The sequence below is a fragment of the Chitinophaga pinensis genome (assembly GCF_007896845.1).
Lineage (GTDB): Bacteria > Bacteroidota > Bacteroidia > Chitinophagales > Chitinophagaceae > Chitinophaga > Chitinophaga pinensis_C.
Genome location: NZ_VOHS01000001.1, coordinates 39,674 through 61,735, shown reverse-complemented (window position 1 = coordinate 61,735; position 22,062 = coordinate 39,674). Strand labels below are relative to the sequence as shown.

Annotated in this window: 20 protein-coding genes and 1 riboswitch; of the genes, 5 read left to right on the top strand and 15 right to left on the bottom strand. The window is 45.4% G+C overall.

Features of this window, described 5'->3' with window-relative positions:
- Window positions 1-30 precede the first annotated feature (30 nt).
- Genes FEF09_RS00250 through map form a run of 3 tightly spaced genes read left to right on the top strand, consistent with a single transcriptional unit; the run spans window position 31 to window position 4,397 of the window.
- A complete protein-coding gene (locus FEF09_RS00250; RefSeq protein ID WP_146302765.1) occupies window positions 31-2,904 on the top strand; it encodes a M1 family aminopeptidase in 2,874 nt (957 codons plus the stop codon).
- A 34-nt stretch (window positions 2,905-2,938) separates the two neighbouring features.
- Complete coding sequence (gene tmk, locus FEF09_RS00245; RefSeq protein ID WP_146302763.1) at window positions 2,939-3,625, top strand: dTMP kinase; 687 nt, start codon at window positions 2,939-2,941, stop codon at window positions 3,623-3,625.
- Between the two features lie 7 nt (window positions 3,626-3,632).
- A complete protein-coding gene (map, locus tag FEF09_RS00240) occupies window positions 3,633-4,397 on the top strand; it encodes a type I methionyl aminopeptidase (protein WP_146302761.1) in 765 nt (254 codons plus the stop codon).
- An 82-nt stretch (window positions 4,398-4,479) separates the two neighbouring features.
- Here map and FEF09_RS00235 read toward each other — a convergent pair whose 3' ends face one another.
- From FEF09_RS00235 to FEF09_RS00210, 6 genes are all read right to left on the bottom strand, one after another.
- Complete coding sequence (locus FEF09_RS00235; protein WP_146302759.1) at window positions 4,480-6,048, bottom strand: RagB/SusD family nutrient uptake outer membrane protein; 1,569 nt, start codon at window positions 6,046-6,048, stop codon at window positions 4,480-4,482.
- 30 nt (window positions 6,049-6,078) lie between these two features.
- Window positions 6,079-9,234 (bottom strand): SusC/RagA family TonB-linked outer membrane protein, encoded by a 3,156-nt coding sequence (locus FEF09_RS00230; protein ID WP_146302757.1) that lies wholly within the window; start codon window positions 9,232-9,234, stop codon window positions 6,079-6,081.
- Window positions 9,235-9,710: 476 nt separating this feature from the next.
- Window positions 9,711-10,841, bottom strand: coding sequence for an esterase-like activity of phytase family protein (locus tag FEF09_RS00225; protein WP_261387268.1), 1,131 nt, complete (start codon window positions 10,839-10,841; stop codon window positions 9,711-9,713).
- A 132-nt stretch (window positions 10,842-10,973) separates the two neighbouring features.
- Window positions 10,974-11,801: a ferritin-like domain-containing protein gene (locus tag FEF09_RS00220; RefSeq protein ID WP_146302755.1), complete on the bottom strand. Its 828-nt coding sequence runs from the start codon at window positions 11,799-11,801 to the stop codon at window positions 10,974-10,976.
- 32 nt (window positions 11,802-11,833) lie between these two features.
- Window positions 11,834-12,547: a ferritin-like domain-containing protein gene (locus FEF09_RS00215; protein ID WP_146302754.1), complete on the bottom strand. Its 714-nt coding sequence runs from the start codon at window positions 12,545-12,547 to the stop codon at window positions 11,834-11,836.
- 326 nt (window positions 12,548-12,873) lie between these two features.
- A complete protein-coding gene (locus FEF09_RS00210; RefSeq protein WP_012788302.1) occupies window positions 12,874-13,026 on the bottom strand; it encodes a lmo0937 family membrane protein in 153 nt (50 codons plus the stop codon).
- Between the two features lie 312 nt (window positions 13,027-13,338).
- On the opposite strand from FEF09_RS00210, the gene FEF09_RS00205 reads away from it, so the two are divergent.
- On the top strand, window positions 13,339-13,800 hold the full coding sequence (locus FEF09_RS00205) for a ferritin-like domain-containing protein (protein WP_146302752.1): 462 nt from the start codon (window positions 13,339-13,341) through the stop codon (window positions 13,798-13,800).
- A 207-nt stretch (window positions 13,801-14,007) separates the two neighbouring features.
- Here FEF09_RS00205 and thiH read toward each other — a convergent pair whose 3' ends face one another.
- The 7 genes from thiH to thiS form a co-directional block, all read right to left on the bottom strand.
- Window positions 14,008-15,117: a 2-iminoacetate synthase ThiH gene (thiH, locus tag FEF09_RS00200; RefSeq protein WP_146302750.1), complete on the bottom strand. Its 1,110-nt coding sequence runs from the start codon at window positions 15,115-15,117 to the stop codon at window positions 14,008-14,010.
- A gap of 11 nt (window positions 15,118-15,128) precedes the next feature.
- A complete protein-coding gene (locus FEF09_RS00195) occupies window positions 15,129-15,902 on the bottom strand; it encodes a thiazole synthase (protein ID WP_146302748.1) in 774 nt (257 codons plus the stop codon).
- Window positions 15,899-16,513: a thiamine phosphate synthase gene (locus FEF09_RS00190; protein ID WP_146302746.1), complete on the bottom strand. Its 615-nt coding sequence runs from the start codon at window positions 16,511-16,513 to the stop codon at window positions 15,899-15,901. Before FEF09_RS00190 ends, FEF09_RS00195 begins: the two co-directional genes overlap by 4 nt.
- Window positions 16,510-17,277: a hydroxymethylpyrimidine/phosphomethylpyrimidine kinase gene (locus FEF09_RS00185; protein WP_146302744.1), complete on the bottom strand. Its 768-nt coding sequence runs from the start codon at window positions 17,275-17,277 to the stop codon at window positions 16,510-16,512. Before FEF09_RS00185 ends, FEF09_RS00190 begins: the two co-directional genes overlap by 4 nt.
- On the bottom strand, window positions 17,250-17,864 hold the full coding sequence (locus tag FEF09_RS00180) for a thiamine phosphate synthase (protein WP_146302742.1): 615 nt from the start codon (window positions 17,862-17,864) through the stop codon (window positions 17,250-17,252). The genes FEF09_RS00185 and FEF09_RS00180 overlap by 28 nt, the downstream gene beginning before the upstream one ends.
- Entirely contained in the window at window positions 17,864-19,693 is a 1,830-nt protein-coding gene (gene thiC, locus FEF09_RS00175) for a phosphomethylpyrimidine synthase ThiC (protein WP_146302740.1), read from the bottom strand. Before thiC ends, FEF09_RS00180 begins: the two co-directional genes overlap by 1 nt.
- Window positions 19,694-19,847: 154 nt before the next feature.
- The gene (thiS, locus tag FEF09_RS00170) at window positions 19,848-20,051 is read right to left on the bottom strand and encodes a sulfur carrier protein ThiS (RefSeq protein ID WP_146302738.1); all 204 of its coding nucleotides are present in this window, start codon (window positions 20,049-20,051) and stop codon (window positions 19,848-19,850) included.
- Between the two features lie 83 nt (window positions 20,052-20,134).
- Window positions 20,135-20,244, bottom strand: a riboswitch (TPP riboswitch).
- A gap of 45 nt (window positions 20,245-20,289) precedes the next feature.
- On the opposite strand from thiS, the gene FEF09_RS00165 reads away from it, so the two are divergent.
- Window positions 20,290-20,787 (top strand): lipocalin family protein, encoded by a 498-nt coding sequence (locus FEF09_RS00165; RefSeq protein ID WP_146302736.1) that lies wholly within the window; start codon window positions 20,290-20,292, stop codon window positions 20,785-20,787.
- An 86-nt stretch (window positions 20,788-20,873) separates the two neighbouring features.
- On the opposite strand, the gene FEF09_RS00160 is transcribed toward FEF09_RS00165, so the two are convergent.
- Entirely contained in the window at window positions 20,874-21,131 is a 258-nt protein-coding gene (locus FEF09_RS00160; protein ID WP_146302734.1) for a hypothetical protein, read from the bottom strand.
- Window positions 21,132-21,158: 27 nt separating this feature from the next.
- A complete protein-coding gene (locus tag FEF09_RS00155) occupies window positions 21,159-21,977 on the bottom strand; it encodes a sterol desaturase family protein (protein ID WP_146302732.1) in 819 nt (272 codons plus the stop codon).
- Between the last annotated feature and the right edge of the window lie 85 nt (window positions 21,978-22,062).

The following is a 22,062-nucleotide window of genomic DNA, read 5'->3' as shown; positions in this document are numbered from 1 at the left end:
AAAAGCTTCTTTTGCTGATAAAAAGAAGCCATGTATCCACGATTCCTACTCCTTGTATGTTTACTCCTGAATGGTCTGATGATCTACGGTCAGGACCGCTTTATTATCATCAGCGGTATTATCACTGATGCTTCCACGCATAAACCTATTCCGTCTGCAAACATCCAACTAAAAAATAGTAGCACCGGTACTATCAGCAATAATCTGGGCACCTTTACTTTTAAGATACCGGAAAGGTTAGTAACTGACAGCGTGCTGATCTCCTGCATCGGTTACCGCTCAATGACCAGACTTTTCACAACTACAAATCAACAAGTACAGGTTGCACTGACTCCCGCCGTAATTTCCCTGCCTGAAGTTGCCATACACGTGCAAAGTGGACTGGAGATATTACAAAAGGCAATTGCTGCCATTACCCGGAATTATGACACCACTGATACCAGAATGACGGCTTTTTACCGGGAGGACATCCATTTCGACAACGACACCCTGAACTATAACGAGTCAGTACTGGACGTTTTCAAGACTTTTCGCAGAGATAAAGAGCATAGAGATCAGATACGTATCATCAAAGGCCGGAAAATACCTGCTCCACCTAATAATGATCCACAATTCTATGGGTGGATAGGAAATATTACCAATACCGCGTATAGCTCGCTTGGAGAAGACATTATCAAATATAACAACGTCAAAAACAGTATTCTGGCGCCACATAATTTCCGTTATTACAATTACACTCTGGCGGAAACAATTGCAGAGGGAGAACGTCAATTGCTAGTAATCCGTATCACACCAAAGAAAAACTCCAGAAAGGGAATTATTAAGGGCGCTATTTATATCGATGAAGCAACGTTGGCAATGGTCAGGTTTGAAGTAGAAACGACTCCTGCCGGAAATGATTATATCAATAAACATGGGAAAGGAGGCCTCCGCTATACAATCATGTCAAAAGTAGTTGGAGGAAGCCTTGATTTTACCGGCATAAAAATGACCATCAGCTATCAGGCCTTTCAGGGGAAATATTATCTGCATACGGTATTACGGCATTGGGATGTTGTGATCAACAGCAGAAAAAGAAACCTCAACAATATCCCATGGACGGGCGATTTTAATTTTCTTGTAACGGGTATCAACAAGGATAGTGTACGACAATTCCAAACAGGTGTCAGTAGTCATCAGAATTCCATGAACAATCTTATTGGTAGTAATTACGACGCTGCATTCTGGGAGAATTATAACATCCTTCAGCCGGAGTTGCCTGACACCATAAAAACAACTCCTGCCGGGGCTAAAGTAGGAGGAAAAGTATCTAACCGGCAAAATGGTTTTACAAGGGCGGACACCCTCCGCGGACAACTATCTCCACTTCGCTCCTACTACGATGTAACCTTTTATCATCTTGATGTGGATGTAGACATCGACCGGCATTTTCTGAAAGGAAATAACAAGATCAGGTATAAGGTGCAGCAATCGTTTGACAGCATGCAGATCGACCTTTATGCGAATATGCAGATTGACCGTATTTTGTATAAAGGGCAGCCGTTGTCGTACACACGGGAGTATGACGCTGTTTTTGTGCGATTCCCCGAAAAACAGACTACGGGCAATACCGGGGAAATCACCGTTTACTATGAAGGTAGTCCCCAGATACCCGATAAAAGTATTCCAATGAATGGGGGTGTATTGTGGGATAAGGACGAAGAAGGGAATCCATGGGTACAGGTGGTATGTCAGGGCTCAGGTGCCAGTCTGTGGTGGCCCTGTAAAGATCATCTGTCAGACGAGCCGGACAGTATGTGTATCTGGATCACGGTTCCCAATGGATTGACCGAAATCTCCAATGGACGCCTATTACAAAAAGTGCCTGTCGGGAATACAAAGACCCGCTTCGAATGGGCAGTAACCTACCCGATCAACAATTACAACGCAACTTTTTGTATCGGGAAGTATGCGCATTATACCGACCTGTATGTGGGGGGCGACAGTCTCACTATCGACTATTATGTGATGCCTTACAATCTCGAAGCAGGAAAGCAGATTTTTGCTAAAGTGAAGCAGATGCTGGCGTGTTATGAAAAGCACTTCGGACCATATGCCTTCCGGAGGGACGGGTTTACTTTGGTGGAAAGCCCTTATCCTATGGAGCATCAGAGTGGCGTCTGCATTGGAAAGATCAATAGAAATCAGCTGCCGGAGCTACCAGTGCTGTTATGGCATGAAGCTGCCCATGAATGGTGGGGAAATGCTATCAGTTGTAAGGACATTGCAGATATGTGGATGCACGAAGCCTTTGCCACTTATGCGGAATCACTGGTGATAGAAGATCTGTTTGACAAACAGACGGCTTCCGTCTTTCTGAATGACCAGAAAAATGGTGTTGGCAATAAGGAACCGGTGATCGGGGAATATGACGTGAACCACATTTTCTACGACATCAACGATATGTATACCAAAGGGAGTCTGATGCTGCATACCTTCCGGAATGTACTGGATAATGACACTCTCTGGTTTGGCCTGTTAAAGGGGATTCAACAACATTTCAGGTATCAGACGCTTTCTTCGGATAGTCTGATCAGCTATATCTGCCAATTCACAAAGTATGATTACAGCGCTTTTTTCAGGCAGTACCTGCAATACACTCGTCTGCCCCGGCTGGCGTTCAGTCTAAAGGAGCAAGGAAATAACCTGCTGGTCAGATACCGTTGGGAGACTGACGTTCCTGATTTCAGTATGCCGGTGAAAGTAACTACCGCCAAAGACCAGATGAGGTTTATCCACCCAACCGGCCCCTGGAAGACACTTGCCCTTAAAAATATGAAAGCGGAGGATTTCGAAGTCGATGAGGAGCATTTTCTGATAGATGTTGATGAGCTGGATGATGGGCGGACCTCGTTCATTGAATAAGTGGTATCTTTGCCGATAGTTTTAACTGATTTTAATGCAAAACAACAGCAGGTTTATAGCCATCGAAGGATTGGATGGAGCAGGCAAGTCCACACAGATCAATTTACTTCAACAGTTTTTCAACCGCCAGGGTATAGAAACAAGGTTTGTACATTTTCCTATTGTACAGGAAGGTGTTTTTGGTGAAATGATCGCCAAATTCCTCCGGGGAGAGTTTGGAGATGTAAAAGACGTCCATCCGCAACTGGTAGCCCTGTTATTTGCAGAAGACAGAAAGGCTTTTTCACACACCATTAATGAATGGCTGGCAAGTGGATATGTCGTGTTGGTAGATCGTTATGTATTGTCCAATATTGCTTTCCAGTGTGCAAAGCTGAAAACTGACAAAGAGAAACAAGAACTGCGTGATTGGATCAATATGTTTGAATATGAGTACAACCGCATTCCCCAGCCAGATCTTTCCGTGTATCTGGATGTCCCCTTCTCTCATACCGAGCAGGCATTAGCCCAGCGTCGTTCCGGAGAAGACAGGAAATACCTGAATGGAAAAGACGATATACACGAGAAAGATTTTTCTTTACAATTGGCCGTGAAACGTGAGTACGAAATATTAGCAGATACAGATGCTACAGTGACGAAGATTGTTTGTTACGATCAGGATAATAAAATGCGTTCTGTTGAAGAGATCCACGCAGCGATCATTCATAACATTACTAAATAATCAAGGTATGTCAATTACATCCAATGCAGACATTTCTGGTATGCAGGCCGTAAGCGAAGCTGTAGGTATTACGCTGAAGAAAATGAGAGAGTATGCAGCACCGGGTATGTCTACCAGAGAACTGGATGAATATGGTGGCCGGCTGCTCAGTGAACTGGGTGCAAGGTCTGCTCCGAAGCTGACTTACGGTTTTCCGGGATGGACCTGTATCAGCCTGAATAATGAAGTCGCACACGGTATTCCATCTGAACACAAGATGCTGAAAGAAGGCGATCTTATCAACGTAGATGTATCTGCAGAGCTGAATGGCTACTGGGGGGATAATGGCGGATCTTTTGTATTAGGAGAAGACATTCATAATCATAATCCGTTGGTAAATGCATCCAAACTGATCCTTCAGAAAGCAATCAATGAAATCAGAGGTGGTGTGAAGATTGCAGATGTGGGTGATCTGATAGAAAGATCTGCGAAGAAAATGGGATACAAAGTGATTAAGAATCTGGTGGGTCATGGTATCGGCAGGAGCCTGCATGAGGAGCCTAAAGAGATCCCTAATTACTATGATCGCAGGAATAAGAACCGCTTCCATAAAAACAGTGTTGTAGCTATTGAAACATTCATCTCTACAAAGGCATCTTATGCTTATGATATGGGAGATGGCTGGACATTGGTAACCAATGATGGCAGCTTTGTAGCACAACATGAACACACGATAATCGTGACAGATGGTAAGCCGGTTATACTGACTGCCTCCAATGGCATCTGGTCTTAAAGCAACTCAGGATATTCATAAAAAGGAAAGAGGCTTATCACCCTATGGTGATAAGCCTCTTTCCTTTTTATAAGCGGTTTGCTTAAGAACCGTAGCCTGGATTCTGAGGTCTCAGATTCGGGTTATTACGAATTTCCTGGATCGGTAATGGGAACAGCAGGTGTTTATCTGCCAGCGCAGCACCAGAGTTCTTGTTAACGTGTCCTGTGAAATTGTCGAAACCGTTGGTGTCTTCATTGTATACTTTTTTCAGGCGAACCATGTCAAACCAAATGATACCTTCATAAGCAAATTCATGCCAACGCTCACGCCATACAGCTTCTTCGAAAGTCGCTTTTGTCAGACCTGATAATACAGGCAGATTAGCTCTTCCACGTACGCGGTTTAATGCATCGTAAGCCGTTGCATTTGGCGTTCCGTCTGCCTGATTCTGTGCTTCTGCATAGATCAGCAGTGTTTCTGCGAAACGGATCTGCGGCATGTTCAGGTTACTTCTACCTGTACCCGGTTTACCGGGAGCACCATGACAAGCTACATCAAAGAATTTGAAGAGGTAAGGAGCACCCAGTGGGAATGCTGCACCTGTACCATCTACAAAGTAAGAAGTAAAGAAGAACTGTTGTTCGTCGGTACGTTTGTCAGTCGGATTATACTTCTTATAAGAATTGTAGAAAGATACTGTTGGAACAGAGCTACCAACACCACTACCAGCTGCAGAGATGTTTTTAGCCAGGGAGTTGTTTGGCAGCATCAGGGATTGCATTGGGTTACCCTCGATATCAGCCAGATACTGTATTTCAAACAGATGTTCCAGTCTGTTGTTCTGTGATACATCATGCAGATCGCTATAGTTGGTGAACAGGTTGATAACTGTAGGATTTGCTACAGAATAATCCAGTACTTCTTTCGCTTTATCTGCTGCGAGTTTGTAGTATTCAACACCCTTGTTCAGTGGTGCACCTGCCATTGTCAGGTATACTTTTGCCAGCTCAGTTTTGATCGCGGCTAGACCTACCCTTCCGGATGGATCCATCCATGGCAGACCAGCTGCTTCAGCTGTTTTCAGGTCAGCAACGATCTGATTGTACACTTCTTCGGTAGAAGTACGTGTAGGATAGAAATCAGGAGAACTTGCTGTTTGTGGTTTCAGGATCAGTGGTGCATCACCCCACAGTCTTACAATATAGAAGTAAGCCCATGCACGCATGAAGCTGGCTTCACCCAGTGTTCTTTTCTTTTGTGCTTCATCCATTGGATTGATGCCAGGTATCTTGTCGAGTGCAAGGTTGGCCTGTGCGATTACTCTGTAAGCACCTGTCCACCACTGTCTCACGTGCAGGTTATCACCATCATATACCAGACCTAACAGGTTATTCAGGTCAGAGTTCTGCGCAGTTGCGGTGGTAATAGTACCGGTTGGAGCTTCCAGCATCTGGAAGTTAGCGGAGAAGATACCTGCGCCGCTACCCACAAAACGGGCACGTGCATAAGCTGCATATACAGCAGCGTCTGCGTGTTCCGGTAAGGTGTAATAGCTGTCTGGCGACAGGTTGGATGGATCCTGTTCATCCAGGAAGTTGGAGCAGCCGGTCATAAACAGGCTGCTTCCGAGTAATATGCCGAATGCGGTTTTCTTAAAGTAGTTCTTCATGAGCATCTCTTTTTTCTGATAAATGTTGGATTAGAACGCAACGTTAGCGCCCAGCTGGAACGTGGTTGGTTTTGGATAATCGAAGAAAGTCTGACCCTGTGCGAATGGCTGGGTATAAGTACTAACTTCCGGATCATTACCACTGAACTTCGTAACCAGGAAGAAGTTCTGAACAGATGCATACAGTCTCAGTTTAGAAAGGTGCAGTCTTTTCAGAGACTCTGGGGAGAAGTTGTAGCCCACACCCAGGTTTCTACCACGCAGGAATGAACCATTTTCAACCCAACGGGTATCAACGTTGGTTACATAGCCGGCTGCCGGATCACGTGGTGCGGCGATGTCAGTGTTCTGGTGGTCTTCTGTCCAGTAGTTCAGTACTGATTTGAAGCTGTTTGCCAGACCTGTACGGTCTTCGCCGGAGTGGTGAGTCATGTTCAGTACGTCGTTACCGTATACAAACTGTAACTCAATCGTCAGATCCAGGTTTTTGTACTTGAAGGTGTTGAAGAAACCACCCCATCCATCAGGATTACCATTACCGATGATCATACGGTCAGCGTCGTTGATTGCATGGTCGTTGTTGACATCGCGGTATTTGATATCACCAGGCAGGATTGGTTTACCACCACGGTAGTCTTTAAACTGTGCTGCTTCAGCTGCTTCTTTAGTACTCCAGGTACCTTCACGTACCAGACCCCAGAAGGAACCTACAGGCTGCCCTACACGGAGGATGTTCGTCTGGTTGGTGAAGTTAGGACCACCCACGCCGAATACGTCAGCAGGAGTTGCCAGCGCCAGTATTTTATTTTTGTTGAAAGAGATGTTGAAGGTAGAGGTCCAGGTGAAGTCTTTTGTTTCAACGTTCACACTGTTGATACCGATTTCAAGACCTTTGTTCTCCATAGAACCGATGTTTTTGCGGATAATGGTATAACCGCTGGTAGTAGGCACCGGTGCTTCGAGCAACATGTCTGTTGTTTTTCTGTAGTAGATATCGGCTTCCACGGAGATCCTGTTTTTCAACAGACCCAGTTCCACACCGAAATCATACTGTGCAGTTTTTTCCCATTTGAGGTCTTCGTTTGCGAGTCTGTTTGTACCAACACCCTGTACTTTCTGGCCATTCAGCGGGAAAGCGTAGTCGTTGTTTGCAGCCAGCAGGGATAAAGAGCTATATGGATCGATCTCAGAGTTACCTGTCAGACCGTAGCTGGTACGCAGTTTCAGGGTAGAGATCGTCGGATTACCTTTCAGGAAAGGCTCTTCAGACACACGCCATGCCAATGCACCAGATGGGAAGATCGCATATTTATTGTTAGGACCGAATTTGGAAGAACCATCCACACGGCCTGTAATAGTTGCTAAGTATTTGTCTTTGTAGCTATAGTTTACGCGACCGAAGTAGGAGTTAAATGCAAATCCCAGGTTACGTGAACCAGCACCGGAAGAAGGGATCAGACCTGCTGAACCGATACTGTTGGTCTGGAAGTAGTCGGTAGAGAAGTTCTCACCACGTACGTTGAAACCAAAGATGTTATCTTTCTGCCATCCAAGACCAGCAAGTGCACTGATGGAGTGTACCTGATTGAAACGTTTGTTATAGGTCAGGTAGTTCTCAAAAGACCAGTAAGTTTCTCTGTCATTTGCTACGATAGCAATACCTTTCTGAGTTGCGGAGATATCCAGCAGGGAGCGGCCGTTCCACTCGTTCCTGCCACGTGTTACTACGTTAGCTCCCACTACGGAACGGAATTCCAGGCCTTTCGCCAGAGAGATCGTTGCGTAAGCATTACCCAGCACGTTCTGTGTCTGGAGAACGTATTTACGATCAGTCAGGATGTGAACAGGATTAGAACCACCTTCAGCACCGGGATACAGTTTGTTATTGCTGTATGTACCGTCCGGCATTTTTACAGGCAGGAAAGGCAGTGCTTCTGTAATCATACGTACGGAGTTCAGACCACCGGTACCGATATCTACCAGGTTTTCATCCTGATTGGTATAACCCAGTGAACCACCCACTTTCAGCCATGGTTTCATTTGGCTATCGAAAGTAAAGCGTGCGGAATATCTTTTCAGATAAGAATTCAGGAGCAGACCCTGGTCATTTCTGTAACCCAGGAAGAGACCGAACTGGCTGTTTTCATCACCACCGGTGAAGCCCAGCTGATGGCTGTGAGATACTTTTTTCTGTACTGATTCTTTGAACCAGTCAGTATCGTACAATGGATTACCATTGCTGTCGAACAACAGTGGGTTTGCACGCTTGATCTTTGGATCTTTTGACACGTAGTTACCTGCAGCCCAACCCACCGGATCATAGATCTCAGCGTTTTTCCAGGCCAGGTCTTCTACCTGCATATATTCTCTTGCATTGAGCATTTCTACTCTGTGAGGTCCGGGAATGTTATAAGACAGACCTGCGTCATAAGTGACACGGCTGCCGCTCGCATTACCTCTTTTAGTAGTAACGAGAATAACACCATTCGCACCTCTCGCACCATAGATCGCAGTAGAAGATGCATCTTTCAATACTTCCACGGAAGCGATTTCATTCGGGTTGAGGAAGTCGATAGCATTACTGTTCTGCGTCTGCGCACCTACCGGAATTACTACTCCATCGATTACATAGAGAGGGTTACTGGTTGTGTTGATGGAGCTGAAACCGCGGATACGTACGTTAGTCTGACCACCCGGACGACCGGAGTTGGTATTAACCTGTACGCCCGGAATTCTGCCTGCCAGCGCCTGATTCACAGATGCTGCCGGCCTTTCTTCCAGCTGAGCGGTTTTAACAGATGCTACGGAACCCGTCAGATCAGAACGTCTCTGGGTACCATAACCTACTACTACTACGTCCTGAAGTGATTTTACGTCAGAGGACATGCTGACGTTAATGGTGCTGGCGCCATTAACCACCTTCTCCTGTGGCAGATAGCCAATGAAGGAGAACACGATCGTACTTCCACCTGGAGCATCTATACTATACGTACCATCTGCTTTTGTTTGTGTACCAGTCGCCGTGCCTTTAATTTGTACAGAAACCCCGGGGAGAGGCGAATTGTCCCGGTTGTCGAGGACTTTTCCGGAGATCTTCCGGCTTTGTGAGAACGCCTGCAATGTCATTAGCAATGCTAATGTTCCTTGCACAGCAATCCTCATGAAACGTGTGAATTTAGACTTCATATTCTGGAGGTTTTAGAGAATAGATTGGCTGGCCATGCAAACTTTCGTCCGCATATGCGTTCCTGAGATCAGATAATAGACAACTACACTACATCATTATTTTACGTGGCTCTGTAATGAAATAAAATTGAATGCTGATCGATATCCGTGGGATAAGGAATAAGCTACAGTAAATAATTGATGATTCTATAACGTTTTCGGAATTTGCTTTTACTTCAATAGTTAAGTTTTAGATACGATTTCGGTTCCTTAGTATGTTAAGCTCGCGTTAAAAGTATAATATTTTTTAAGTAAAGTAAAACGTTTTTGCAAAAAACTTTTCCTGTCGTGGAAACTGCCGTGGTAGTGACTACAAGCCGGATTTTGTGGCCTGACTACAAATATGAGAAACTGACCTGTAAAAACAAAAAAAAGGAAAGTAGCATTTTGGCGTACTTTCCTTCAAATTTTATGATTAATGATAAAATAGTATCCTTCTACTCTACTTCAAATATAAAGAATTGTGTTTCTTCTCTTTTGTCAAAGTTATTGTCTGCTACAAATATCATACTCCTGTGTCCATTTGGTAATACCGGACCCAAAGTCATACCCTCAACATTGTCTATATAGGTATGTAGATCGTCAAAATTCAATAATAGTGTCTTCTTTACGGGTATAAAGTTTTTAGTTGCTTTTAACGAGGTAATATTGTTGATATTAGTAGCATTTGGTATTTCCACAGTATAAACTCTGATCGTGTTATTCTTTATACCACTGGAGAAAGAACGTTCCATTACCAACAGTTTGTCTGCCGACAATGCAATGATGTCTGAAATACCATTTACACGAAAGTCATTGGCTGGTATAGGCTCGTGAGCAACTGGCTCAAGTTTATAAGCATATTGAGCAATTGGTTTACGGCTTTTCATGTCATATCTGATCAGTCGTACAAATGCGCTGGTATCTTTCAGATCAGCTCTCGGACCGTCTTCATAACGGGGCTCTTCCAAACTGACAAACAGATATTGTCCGTTAGGAGTAATGCCTATTCCCTCAAATACACCGTTGCGTCTTGGACCACTTTCGGAAGCATGCATATGGAATTGTTCCGGTAGGGGAAAACTATCCTGCATCAACCCGTTCACGTCAATTTCATAAACGCCGGGATCATTAATAACATACCCGGTAGGAGAAAGCAGCCTCTCCCCTTCACTGCTCCATATCAGCCTTCTGGTATGCGGATTATAACGCATAGCTTCCGGATCGGGTGCAAATTCAGCGTTGGAAGGATATACATTTCCGTTCCGCATGCGCAGGGAAGTAACGTCCTTAAAAATCACACTGTCCCCAGCCTTACCGGGCAAAGGTATCTGAACGGTATAAAATCTGGCTGGCTGGTGTTCTGACCTGTCGTCAGAGATAATATAATACACATTACGGGCGGTATCGTAATCTATGCCCGATAATCCTCCTATTGTTGTACGGTTGAATTGCCTGTTGTAAGGCACTACATACTTATGCAATAGCTTTAGGGATGAAATAGCCGGTACCGGCGCTTCAGTAACAGCCGTCTTTTTCGCGGCGGTACAGCCTCCCAGTAAGACAGCCAATAGTAATAATTTTCTCATAGACAGACGCATTTTTTGCATGTCTGCAAAAGTAGCGAATGAAAACAAGGAACCCCTCTGCTTTTGCAGAAGGATTCCCTATGTGACACCTTTTTGTGGTTATTTTCCCACGTGATATTGAACGGTAAGACATTATTTTTTGATGAAGTTTCCTGCAATAGCAAGTACAGCGTCTTCCGTCAGGAATTCATCAAAGGCTTCTGTAGCAGCGGCTTTATTGACTTCGGTAGCAATACCGGTAATGGTTATACCTGCCTGTACATCAGTGTCTTCTCCTGCATATACCGGTTGAATGATCGCTACATTGTTCTCTGCATTGGTGATCCATGGTTTCAATGCCGGTTGCGGAGCTGATGCAAGATTTCTGCGCATATAGCGTAAGTGCGCTGCATGACGTGCTTCTACGGAATGGATTTGTAAGGCTACGGTGAGCACAGCCGGATTTTCCATTAGTACAGTGGCCTTTCCTTTATAAGCTCTTACACCGGTATCTTCAAATGCCTGTGCAACAGTTAACAGTGTTGGATAGTCCGTGAATGTAGGCAGGTTAAGTGATCCTCCGGCAAAGTCGAAGGTAGGTTTGGTAACAGGCGTTCCGCCAGCGCCACTGATAGCGCTTTTTAACAACGCTACGTGTGCTGCTTCATGATTGGCGATAGTGGTAAATGCCGCTAATGCTGCCGGTGTGGGGAAGAGAGACGTTTTGGTAATTGCGGTCGCATAAAATTCTGCTTCCAGGTATTCCAGCGTAAGCGCATAATTCAGTACGGCTAATACATCCTGAGGGGTCCGTCCGTAGGCTTTTTTCAACATACTACCTAATGCAAGCGGAATAGCTGATAATGCCAGTACACGGCCTATATTCCGGAATTGCTTCATCGCGTCCCTGCGCGTATCAAGACGTCCGGATAATTCTGCGTCCTGTTTTTCCAGTTCAGAGAATATATTTTGAAGATTCATGTTGATCAGTTTTACAATGAGGAATGTAGCCCTTACTTTGGCAATGTATTGGCATCGATCTCTGTCTTGATATACACCTTGGCGGCTGCAAATACATCCTGCGGCGTTTTCGCGAAATCTAATCCGTTGGAGTCTGCATCAGATGCGAACGAACCGTTACTGATAAGGTCCCTGATCAATGCGGCATGTCTTGCCTCAACAGATACTATTTTGCCAGCGAGCACCAGATAGTTGGGGGTAGTGATAAATTTACCTGCTCCGTTGTAGGCCGCAACACCCAGATCTTCGAAAGTCTTTGCAGCAGCGAGTACTTTATCTCTGCTGGTAAAATCAATGGTGGAGAAATCTACCATCAGATTAGGTATTGCATTTGTACCAAGCGCCTTACGGAAGAATTCCCGGTGCGCTATTTCATGATTACGTATGTCAGTGAGAAAGGTGCGTTCTACATCTGAAATACCTGTGTATGGAGTAGCTACGACCTGTGTATAAAAAGCAGCTTCCAGTTGTTCCAATGCGAAGGCGTAGTTTAACACCGCAAAGTCACCTGTACCTAAACTTACTCCGGTACCTGGTGCGACGTCACCACCACCATCTTCACTGCTACAGCCTGCTAATGATCCGGCAGTGATAACAGCAGCTCCCAAACCAGCGTATTTGAGGAATGTACGACGATGTACATTGGGCATGGCAATACCTTCCTCCTTACCATTGCTGGTCACGGAGCGGGTTTTCCGTATAAACATAAAATGAGTTTTAGCGTGAATGAAAACTTATACGTGGTTGGTTAACCGAGAATGAGTAATTAAAATAAATAAGATGCTAAAAATTGAAAGCTTCGCGAGAGCTGAAACACCACATGCTTCCGGATCACACAGGTGCGTCTGATTGGATATACGGGGTATAAATCTATCCGGTTTTTAATTCTGCTAAAATATTATTCTATTAGAGTGCTTGACTGTGGCTGATTTTCGTTAAATTACAAAAAGGCAATCAATCGTACTGGTAAGAGTGTCTATCTCATTTCAGTACGATTAATTACCTTTCACACAATGGAGCTTGGTTGCCTGGCTTAAACTGCCCGGCCGCGTATTATATTTACAAGAATAGCGATAATTGCCAATACCAGCAGTGCATGTATAAGACCGCCAGCGGAGTAAACAAACGCACCCAGAACCCATCCGATAATCAGAATAACTGCGATTAAATAAAGTAAGCCGTTCATATCAAAAAGATTTGGTTAAAATTGTAAATAGAAAATTTATGCCAGATAGTGTTAATGGTCCCTGATACCCGGGAAGCCCAGTATTTATAGGCATTTTCAGGTATCTTTCTCTTGTGTTACGAATGCGTGCCATTAATTCAGCACCTGTTTTTCGTGTGGAACGTATTCCACAGCAAGGGCAAAATGTCCGTCAGCGTGCGAAGCACAAACAGCTGTGAACCCCGCCGCTGTTGAATGCAGAGAACTGGTCATATTTTGAACCCCTCCTTTCATATATATAATCATCATAGAATTATTTAAAAACCTACTATCATGCAACTCAATGAAAAATTGTTGGAAGCCCTGAATGACCTGGTCAGGATCAATCGTGATCGCGTGGAAGGATATAGAAAGGCAATTGATCAGACCGATGATGCAGACCTGAAAGCCCTGTTTCAAAGAATGGCAGAAGAAAGTAATACATATACAGAACAGCTGAATAAATTATTGATCGAAAACGGTGAAGAGACGCAGGGGCATTCTACCATCTACGGAAAGATCTACAGAACATGGATGGATGTGAAAGCCACTTTTTCCGGTCACGACCGTCATTCCATCCTCTCCTCCTGCGAGTACGGAGAATCTGCCGCACAGCGGACCTATGAGGAGATATTACGTTCAAGCATTCCGATGCCTTATAGCGTCAGAGAATTGATCGCTAACCAGAAAGGTGCGCTCAGAAGTTCAAGGGAGACCGTAAGAACTTACAGGGATCTGGAAAAGATCCCTCACTGATGAACCGCCGTTCATTTTGAATAACGTTGTTCTTTTTGTTCAAAATTGCTTGCAACGTGGTTGTTCATTATGAGCATCTTACATTTGAAATGTAAGATTAAGCGGCTACTTATCTCTATAAGTAACAAATTTCAGTAATGGATTTAGGTAAAATTCACAGCCCCGCCGAATAGCGGGGCTGACCTTGTTTAATACCCTTAATATCCTTTAGTATCCTTCATCCCAATCCTTCCACACCGGCTCAAATCCCTGCGCCCGTAGCATGCCACTGATGCTCGCCGGACTACGATCGTCCGAAATCTCAAACTGTTCCAATGAAGACAGATCGGTTGCATACCCCCCCGGATTCGTTTTAGAGCCCGCACTAAGCGCTGTAATGCCCAGTTTGATAACATTGTCCCGGAACCTTGGCGTTTCGCGCGTAGAAAGGCTTAATTCCACTTCCTGATCCAGCAGACGGTAGGCACAGATCAGTTGAACCAGTTCGCGGTCGTTCATTTCCACTTTAGGAGGTAAGCCTCCTGAACAAGGACGCAACCTTGGAAATGAAATGCTGTATTTTGTCTGCCAGTAAGTCTTTTCCAGATACTGCAGATGCAAAGCCGTAAAGAAACTGTCTGTACGCCAGTCCTCCAGCCCTATCAGCACACCCAATCCCATTTTGTGAATACCCGCCCTGCCCAATCTGTCAGGTGTCTCCAGACGGTAATAAAAATTCGATTTTTTACCTTTTGGATGGTGTAACTTATAATCTGCCTGATGATAGGTCTCCTGATAAACAAGTACGCCATGTAAACCATATGGCTTCAATGCTGCATAGTCCGCTTCATCCATAGGTTGTACCTCCATAGAAATATTTGCAAAATGCGGCCGGATAATTTCCAGTGCTTCCTGAAAATAATTGAGTCCTACGGTCTGATTAGCCTCTCCGGTCACCAGTAGTACATGCTCATACCCCATCGCTTTGATAACAGCCACTTCCCGCAGTATTTCCTCCTTATTCAGCGTCTTTCTGGCAATCTTATTATCCAGACTGAATCCGCAGTACGTACAAATATTCTGACATTCATTACTGAGGTACAGCGGTATGTATAGTTGCATCGTATTGCCAAAGCGCCGTTGTGTTAACTTCCTGCTTAGCTGCGCCATCTGTTCCAGATAAGGTGCGGCAGCTGGTGATATCAGTGCTTTAAAGTCTTCCAGTGTACGCCTGTTGCTATGCAACGCAGCTTCCACATCACGGGCTGTTTTGCCGTAGATAGACGCTTTTATATCGTCCCAGTCATGCTGGTCAAAAATCTCTTTGAATCCTGACATAGTGAATGGATTTATACTTCATCAAGGAACCCTATCAGCGGACTGGAAGCAGCTGCTTCCCGGCGTATAGCAGGTAGTCCTGCCTCATATGCCTGTCTGCCGGCAATTACTGCCTGTCTGAAAGCACCTGCCATCAGTACCGGGTCTTTTGCTACCGCAATAGCCGTATTCACCAATACAGCGTCTGCGCCTATTTCCATGGCTTTCGCTGCATCTGATGGACTACCAATACCAGCGTCCACCACTACAGGTACATTGCTCTGTTCAATGATGATTTCTAAAAAGTCGATTGTTTTCAAGCCTTTGTTACTGCCTATCGGTGCGCCAAGTGGCATCACTGCTGCCGCACCTGCTTCTTCGAGACGCTTACAGAGTACCGGATCTGCATGTACATAAGGCAATACGATAAAGCCGAGTTTTACCAGCTCTTCTGCTGCTTTCAGCGTTTCTATCGGATCGGGTAGTAAATACCGTGGATCAGGATGTATCTCTAATTTCAGCCAGTTTGTTTCCAGTGCTTCTCTGGCCAGCTGCGCTGCATACACCGCTTCCTTCGCTGTTCTGACGCCGGAAGTATTGGGCAATAATTTTAGCTGCGGATGATGAATATGCTGCAGCATATCGTCTGACTGACTATGCACATCTACCCTTTTCAGGGCCACGGTAACCAGTTCTGATCCCGATTCAAGTAAGGCCTCTTCCATTAGATTTAAAGAGGAGAATTTACCGGTACCTGTGAACAGGCGGGAAGAAAAGGTATGTCCTGCTATTACAAGAGGTGTCATATTGTAAGTGATGATACGGTTTGAGATTTATTTGTTGCGTGCGTGATCAATCCGCTTACCGCAATACCATGTATACCGGTCTCCATAAGTGCTGGTATATCTGCTGCCAGTATACCGCCAATGGCAATGACCGGAATATGAATACCCATATTTTTCAATGCCCGCATGATGTTGGCAATGCCTTCCAGTCCGAGGATGGGACTAAGTTTTTCTTTGGTAGTGGTAAAGCGGTAAGGGCCGAGTCCCACATAGTCTGCCCCGTCTTTTACGTGAACAAGAATGTCGTCGAGTGTATTGGCAGTGCCGCCGATAATAAATCTTTCTCCCGTCAAGGCGCGTGCAGCTGCTACGCTCATATCCAGTTTACCGACATGTACGCCATGTGCACCCGCTTTTCTGGCAATACCGGGATGATCATTAACGATCAATGTAGCGTTGTACTTCGAACAGATTTCTTTTGCCGCCAGAGCTGTGCTGAGGATAGTTTCTTCTGTTTCATTTTTGATACGAAGCTGTATCCATTTGCAACCTGCTTCACAGGCTTCCTGTACGTTGTCCAGATGAGTGGCTCCGGATGTTTGTTGCGATATGTAATGCAGTGAGCTGATCATGAGTTGTGATAACCTAATAGTGATGAATGACTGGCCAGAAACTTTTCTGTATAAAGTTTGGCCGTAATACAGGCTGTTGATAACGGAACGCCGGCTGCCAGTTGTGCGGCGATAGCGGCACTCAGTACGCAACCTGATCCATGTTTCGGATATACTTTTCTTTTGCCGGCGGGTATATCCAGCACATTACCTGTTCCCTGCTGTGTGTGGAAATACAGACTGTCGATGCCCGGTTTGTCTTCCCGGTGTCCGCCTTTCAGTAATACAGAACAATAAGCAGTCAGTACGCGTGCAGCAGTTTGTCCATCCTTTTCTCCGCTTAGCAATAATGCTTCATGAAGATTGGGCGTCAGCAGGTATAATTGCTGTAAGACAGCTCTCCACGTACTCAGACGGGTATCGTCATGAAAGGTGTAGCCGGCACTGGCTTTCAGTACAGGATCCAGTACGATCCGGATACCCGGTGTAATGGCCCTGATGGCGTTGATAACTTCCAGCATAGTATCTACATCTTTCATGATACCGATCTTGCAATATTGTACAGGAAAGGTTTCAAGCAGCGGTTGTGCCTGTGCGATAATCTGTGTGGCGGATTGCCATTCTGCAGATATGAACCGCGTATCCGTTTGTACGGTCAGAGCGGTACATACGCCCAGTCCGTAGGTACCAAGCGCTTCAAATGTCTTGATATCCGCCAATAAACCTGCTCCGGCTGAGGGATCAAGACCGGCCAGGCTTAAGACAAATGGACGGTGTTGTTCCATAGATCCCTGATATGGCGGAACCTGCTGATGGCTGTAGCAGGTTGTTGCCAGATGGCGCCCAGAAGGGCAATCCCGTCAAAATGCATGTTGCGGGCTTTTATCGCGGTATTTTCATCTATTCCTCCCAATGCCAGCACCCTACCCTGATAATCGCCTTTGGACAGTCTGAAATTCTCACTGAACGGACTATTATGACCCGGTTTGGAAATGCTGTCAAAGATGGGTGCCAGCAGCTGCTGATCCCAGTGTGTGCCAGCTGTCTGTAAAGCAGCCGTAGTATGCACGCTGGTGCTTAGCAACCAGCCCTGTTGCTGGTAGGTATAGATATCTTCTGTGCGCAGCAGACTACCTGCACTTTCGCTGAAGTGTATGCCTTGCAGGCCATACTTTTTGCAAAGTGCAGGTTGTCCGGCTATCATGAGTTGACTGTAACACGAAGAATTGGCTTCCTGCAACAGCTGCTCATAATCGGCTGCTGACCATCCCGGCTTACGTAGCAGGATACTATCAGCTCCTTCATCGAGCAGCTGTTGCCAGTAAAGCGTTTCCTCCGGCAACCGGGTAGGATGTGTGATGATCTGTATCATTAAAAGTAGATAGCTCCACCCTGTTCTTTAAATGCATTTGCCTGTTCCGCCATTCCTGTTTCCAGCGCCAGCGTTTCATCTATTTGCTGTGAGGCGGCATAGTCGCGCACTTCCTGTGTGATTTTCATTGAGCAGAAATGTGGACCGCACATTGAGCAGAAGTGAGCTACTTTTGCCCCTTCGGCAGGTAGTGTTTCATCATGATAGGAGCGCGCTGTTTCAGGATCGAGTGACAGATTAAACTGGTCTTCCCATCTGAATTCAAAGCGGGCTTTACTCAATGCGTTGTCTCGATGTTGTGCACCCGGATGACCTTTTGCAAGATCGGCAGCATGCGCAGCGATCTTATAGGTGATTACGCCTTGTCTGACGTCTTCTTTATCAGGTAATCCGAGGTGTTCTTTCGGTGTCACATAACACAGCATGGCAGTACCAAACCAGCCGATCATAGCAGCGCCGATAGCAGACGTAATATGATCGTAACCGGGAGCGATATCTGTGGTTAACGGACCAAGCGTATAGAACGGTGCTTCTTTACAATGTTCCAGCTGTTTATCCATGTTTTCTTTGATCAGGTGCATAGGTACATGTCCCGGTCCTTCGATCATTGTCTGTATATCATGTTTCCATGCATGGTGTGTCAGTTCGCCGAGTGTTTCCAGCTCTGCGAATTGTGCGGCATCATTTGCGTCAGCAATACTACCCGGACGTAAACCATCTCCCAGAGAGAAAGCCACGTCGTATGCTTTCATAATATCGCAGATCTCTTCAAAGTTGGTGTAAAGGAAGTTTTCCTTGTGATGTGCGAGACACCATTTTGCCATGATCGAACCGCCACGGGATACGATACCGGTAGTACGTCTTGCGGTAAGTGGTACATAACGGAGCAGTACGCCTGCGTGAATGGTGAAGTAGTCAACACCCTGTTCTGCCTGTTCTATCAGTGTGTCACGGAATATTTCCCAGTTCAGTTCCTCTGCTTTTCCATTTACTTTTTCCAGCGCCTGATAGATGGGGACGGTGCCGATAGGAACAGGAGAATTACGGATGATCCATTCTCTTGTTTCATGAATATGTTTTCCGGTACTGAGGTCCATGATGGTATCAGCGCCCCAGCGGCAGGCCCATACTGCTTTTTCTACCTCTTCTTCTATGCTGGAAGTAACGGCAGAGTTACCGATATTGGCGTTGATTTTAACCAGAAAATTGCGCCCGATGATCATGGGTTCACTTTCCGGGTGATTGATATTATTGGGAATGATGGCGCGGCCGGCGGCTACCTCCTGTCTTACAAATTCAGGTGTGATAAATTTCACAGGTGTATTTGCACCAAAGGATTGTCCTTTATGTTGTTGCCAGAGGGCATTATTTTCCTGAAATAGTTTTTCCACGCACTGGTTTTCACGCGTGGCGATGTATTCCATTTCTCTGGTGATGATCCCTTTTTTAGCGTAGTGCATCTGGGATACGTTGTGGCCTGCTTTTGCCCTCATCGGTGAATGCTGATAGGAAAAACGAAGAGCATCAAGGCGGCTGTCTTCCAGTCGTTGTTTACCATATTCGGAGGTGATACCCGGCAGCTTATCTACATCTTCCCGATTGAGGATCCATTTTTCGCGTAGTCTGGGAAGGCCTTTGCGTACGTCGATGTGTGCATCAGGATCGGTGTATGGTCCACTGGTGTCATATACAACTACCGGGGCGTTAGGAACTTCTTCTCCTTTCGAACCGTGCAGACGTGTGTTTGTCAGCGTTATTTCTCTCATGGCAACGCCATCGACGTAGATTTTTCTGGACGCCGGAAATGGCGTGCGGGAAATGGAATGCATAATCTTTGAATGATTTTACAGATCAGGAAATACGGTGGAAAAATGTTGAGCGACAGGGGCCTATTGTACAAAGTTTTCACGTATGGGCATGACAGTGCCCTTATGGCAATGCACGTCCATTAGCAATTCGTTTGTGTACAATAGATCATTGGATCTATCCTCCCTGCGTGGCACGGATGATCGTGACCTTATCAGCGGACTGCAAGGTCTGATCGGGCCATGAGGTCTTCGGTATGACCTGGCTGTTGACGGCGATGGCTACGCCTTTTTCTGATGATAGTTGGATAAACTGTAAGAGGGCAGCCACAGTTGTCCCTGGCTGCACCACATAAAGTTTATTGTTTACAAGCACTTCCATGTTTGCAAGGAATTTAGTTGAACAATAAACTTTAAGGATGGAATGATGGAGAATTCAGCTATGTTTACCTGTGATAATATATATCGGGTCAGGTAACTTTTTCCTACGGCAGTATGAACTGCATCAGGTCTGAGGGTCTCATCTCAGCTTCCCGGTCTTTTTTAGTTCCCGGGAAACACCCCTAAAGTGCCTTAAAGGTAGTTAAAATTGTTAAACTAGTATTCCTATCTTTGGAGCTATGAAAAAAAGTCTGCTTTTGTCAGTGATCTGTACAGTTATAGCTACGTCTTGTCAGCAGCCTGCACCTTCTACTACAACTGTTGAAGTGGAAGACAGTAGTCTGATAGATGTACCTGATACTGTGACACCGGAAACGATCATTGATTCTGTTTCAATGATAAAGGCAGATACGATTTCATACAGTGAGGAGCAATTGTTTGGTAAATGGCTGCAACCGGTACCTGGGGTTGATAAAGCTACACAGGGATTTCAGTTAAAGAAGAATGGAACAATAGCGTCCATCAATACTTATTCAATGGTGTATGACAGGTGGAGTGTTTCGCACGATACGCTGTTGTTCTGGAGTCATGTAGAAGGTACCCGGCAGAAGGATTCTGCTGTTGTCATAGATACTACACTTATAAGGGCGCTGACAGATACTTCGTTAGTGCTGTTCCCTATCAAAGCTGCGGAGGGATACCTCGAAGAATATAAGAAGGCGGGTAAAAAAAGATAGTGGGGCTACCATAGTCCACAGGCAACAAACAGCATCGCGTTATACTGCCTGTTGCCTGCAAACAGATTATAGTAGTCATGAACTTACTAGTTATACATCTGCCACAAAGCGACTGCGCATGCAACAACTGCCATGAATACACCGGCAGTAGCTACTTGTGTGTCGTCGATATTTTTGTGGGCTTTTAAGATGGAAAGTCCGCCAATAACAATAGCAGCAATACCAAACACGAGCGCTGTGCCCGGATTTCTTGCCACGAAGGCATATACTGCTGAGAATATGCCTGCAAACATGGAAACGAAGCAAGCAATTTTAGTTGGAGTGGACGTGGTGTGCTGTTGCATATGATGATGAATTAAGAGTGATGATAATCAGTTTATAATCTTTTCCTGCCTGGTTTGTTCCCAGGGCACTTTCAGGAGTGTCCCGATGTTCTGGTAATGAGCGTCCTGATACTCATCCAGTCCGTAGCGTAGCCGTGTTACATCTTTTACTTTCACGAATGTGCCGAAGAGGCGGTCCCAGAACGAGAAAATGTTCGCATAATTGGAATCAGTTTCCGGCTGATAATGGCTGTGATGTACTTTATGCATGTCAGGCGATACAATGACGTAGCTAAGTATATTATCCAGCCATTTGGGCAGACGGATGTTCGCATGGTTAAACTGGGACATAAATGCTGAGATAGTCTGATATAACATAACCATCCAGATTGGTATGCCCATTACAACAATGGCGAGCAGTAAGGCAATGACTCTGAATACGCTTTCCACAGGATGGTGTCTGAGGGCAGTGGTAGTATCCACTGCTGTATCGATATGGTGGATCTTATGGAAGTGCCACATCCAGGCTATTTTATGCTGGATAACGTGTACGAGATAAGCGCCTACCAGATCCATCATCATGACGGCTATCAGGCATTGTAGCCAGATGGGCATCGGAAAGGTGTACAACAGGCCAAAATGTGCCTTTGTGGTCCATTCTGATGCGGTGACTATCAGAAATGCGAAACCAAGGTTAACGACTGCTGTGGTTAACGTAAAGAACAAATTGGTACCTGCATGTTTATACCGGTCCCCTTTGAATGAGAGGCGGGGTATAACGCCTTCTATCATCCAGAGAAGTACGAGTCCGCCTACAAGAAAAGCGGTGCGATACCACGGAGGAATATTATTAAAAAATTCTTCCATACGGGAATCAGTTTTTATCTGCATGGTTGGGTCCCATGCGGTTATTATTCAACGTGAAATAGTGGTCATCAAACTGGGGCAAATC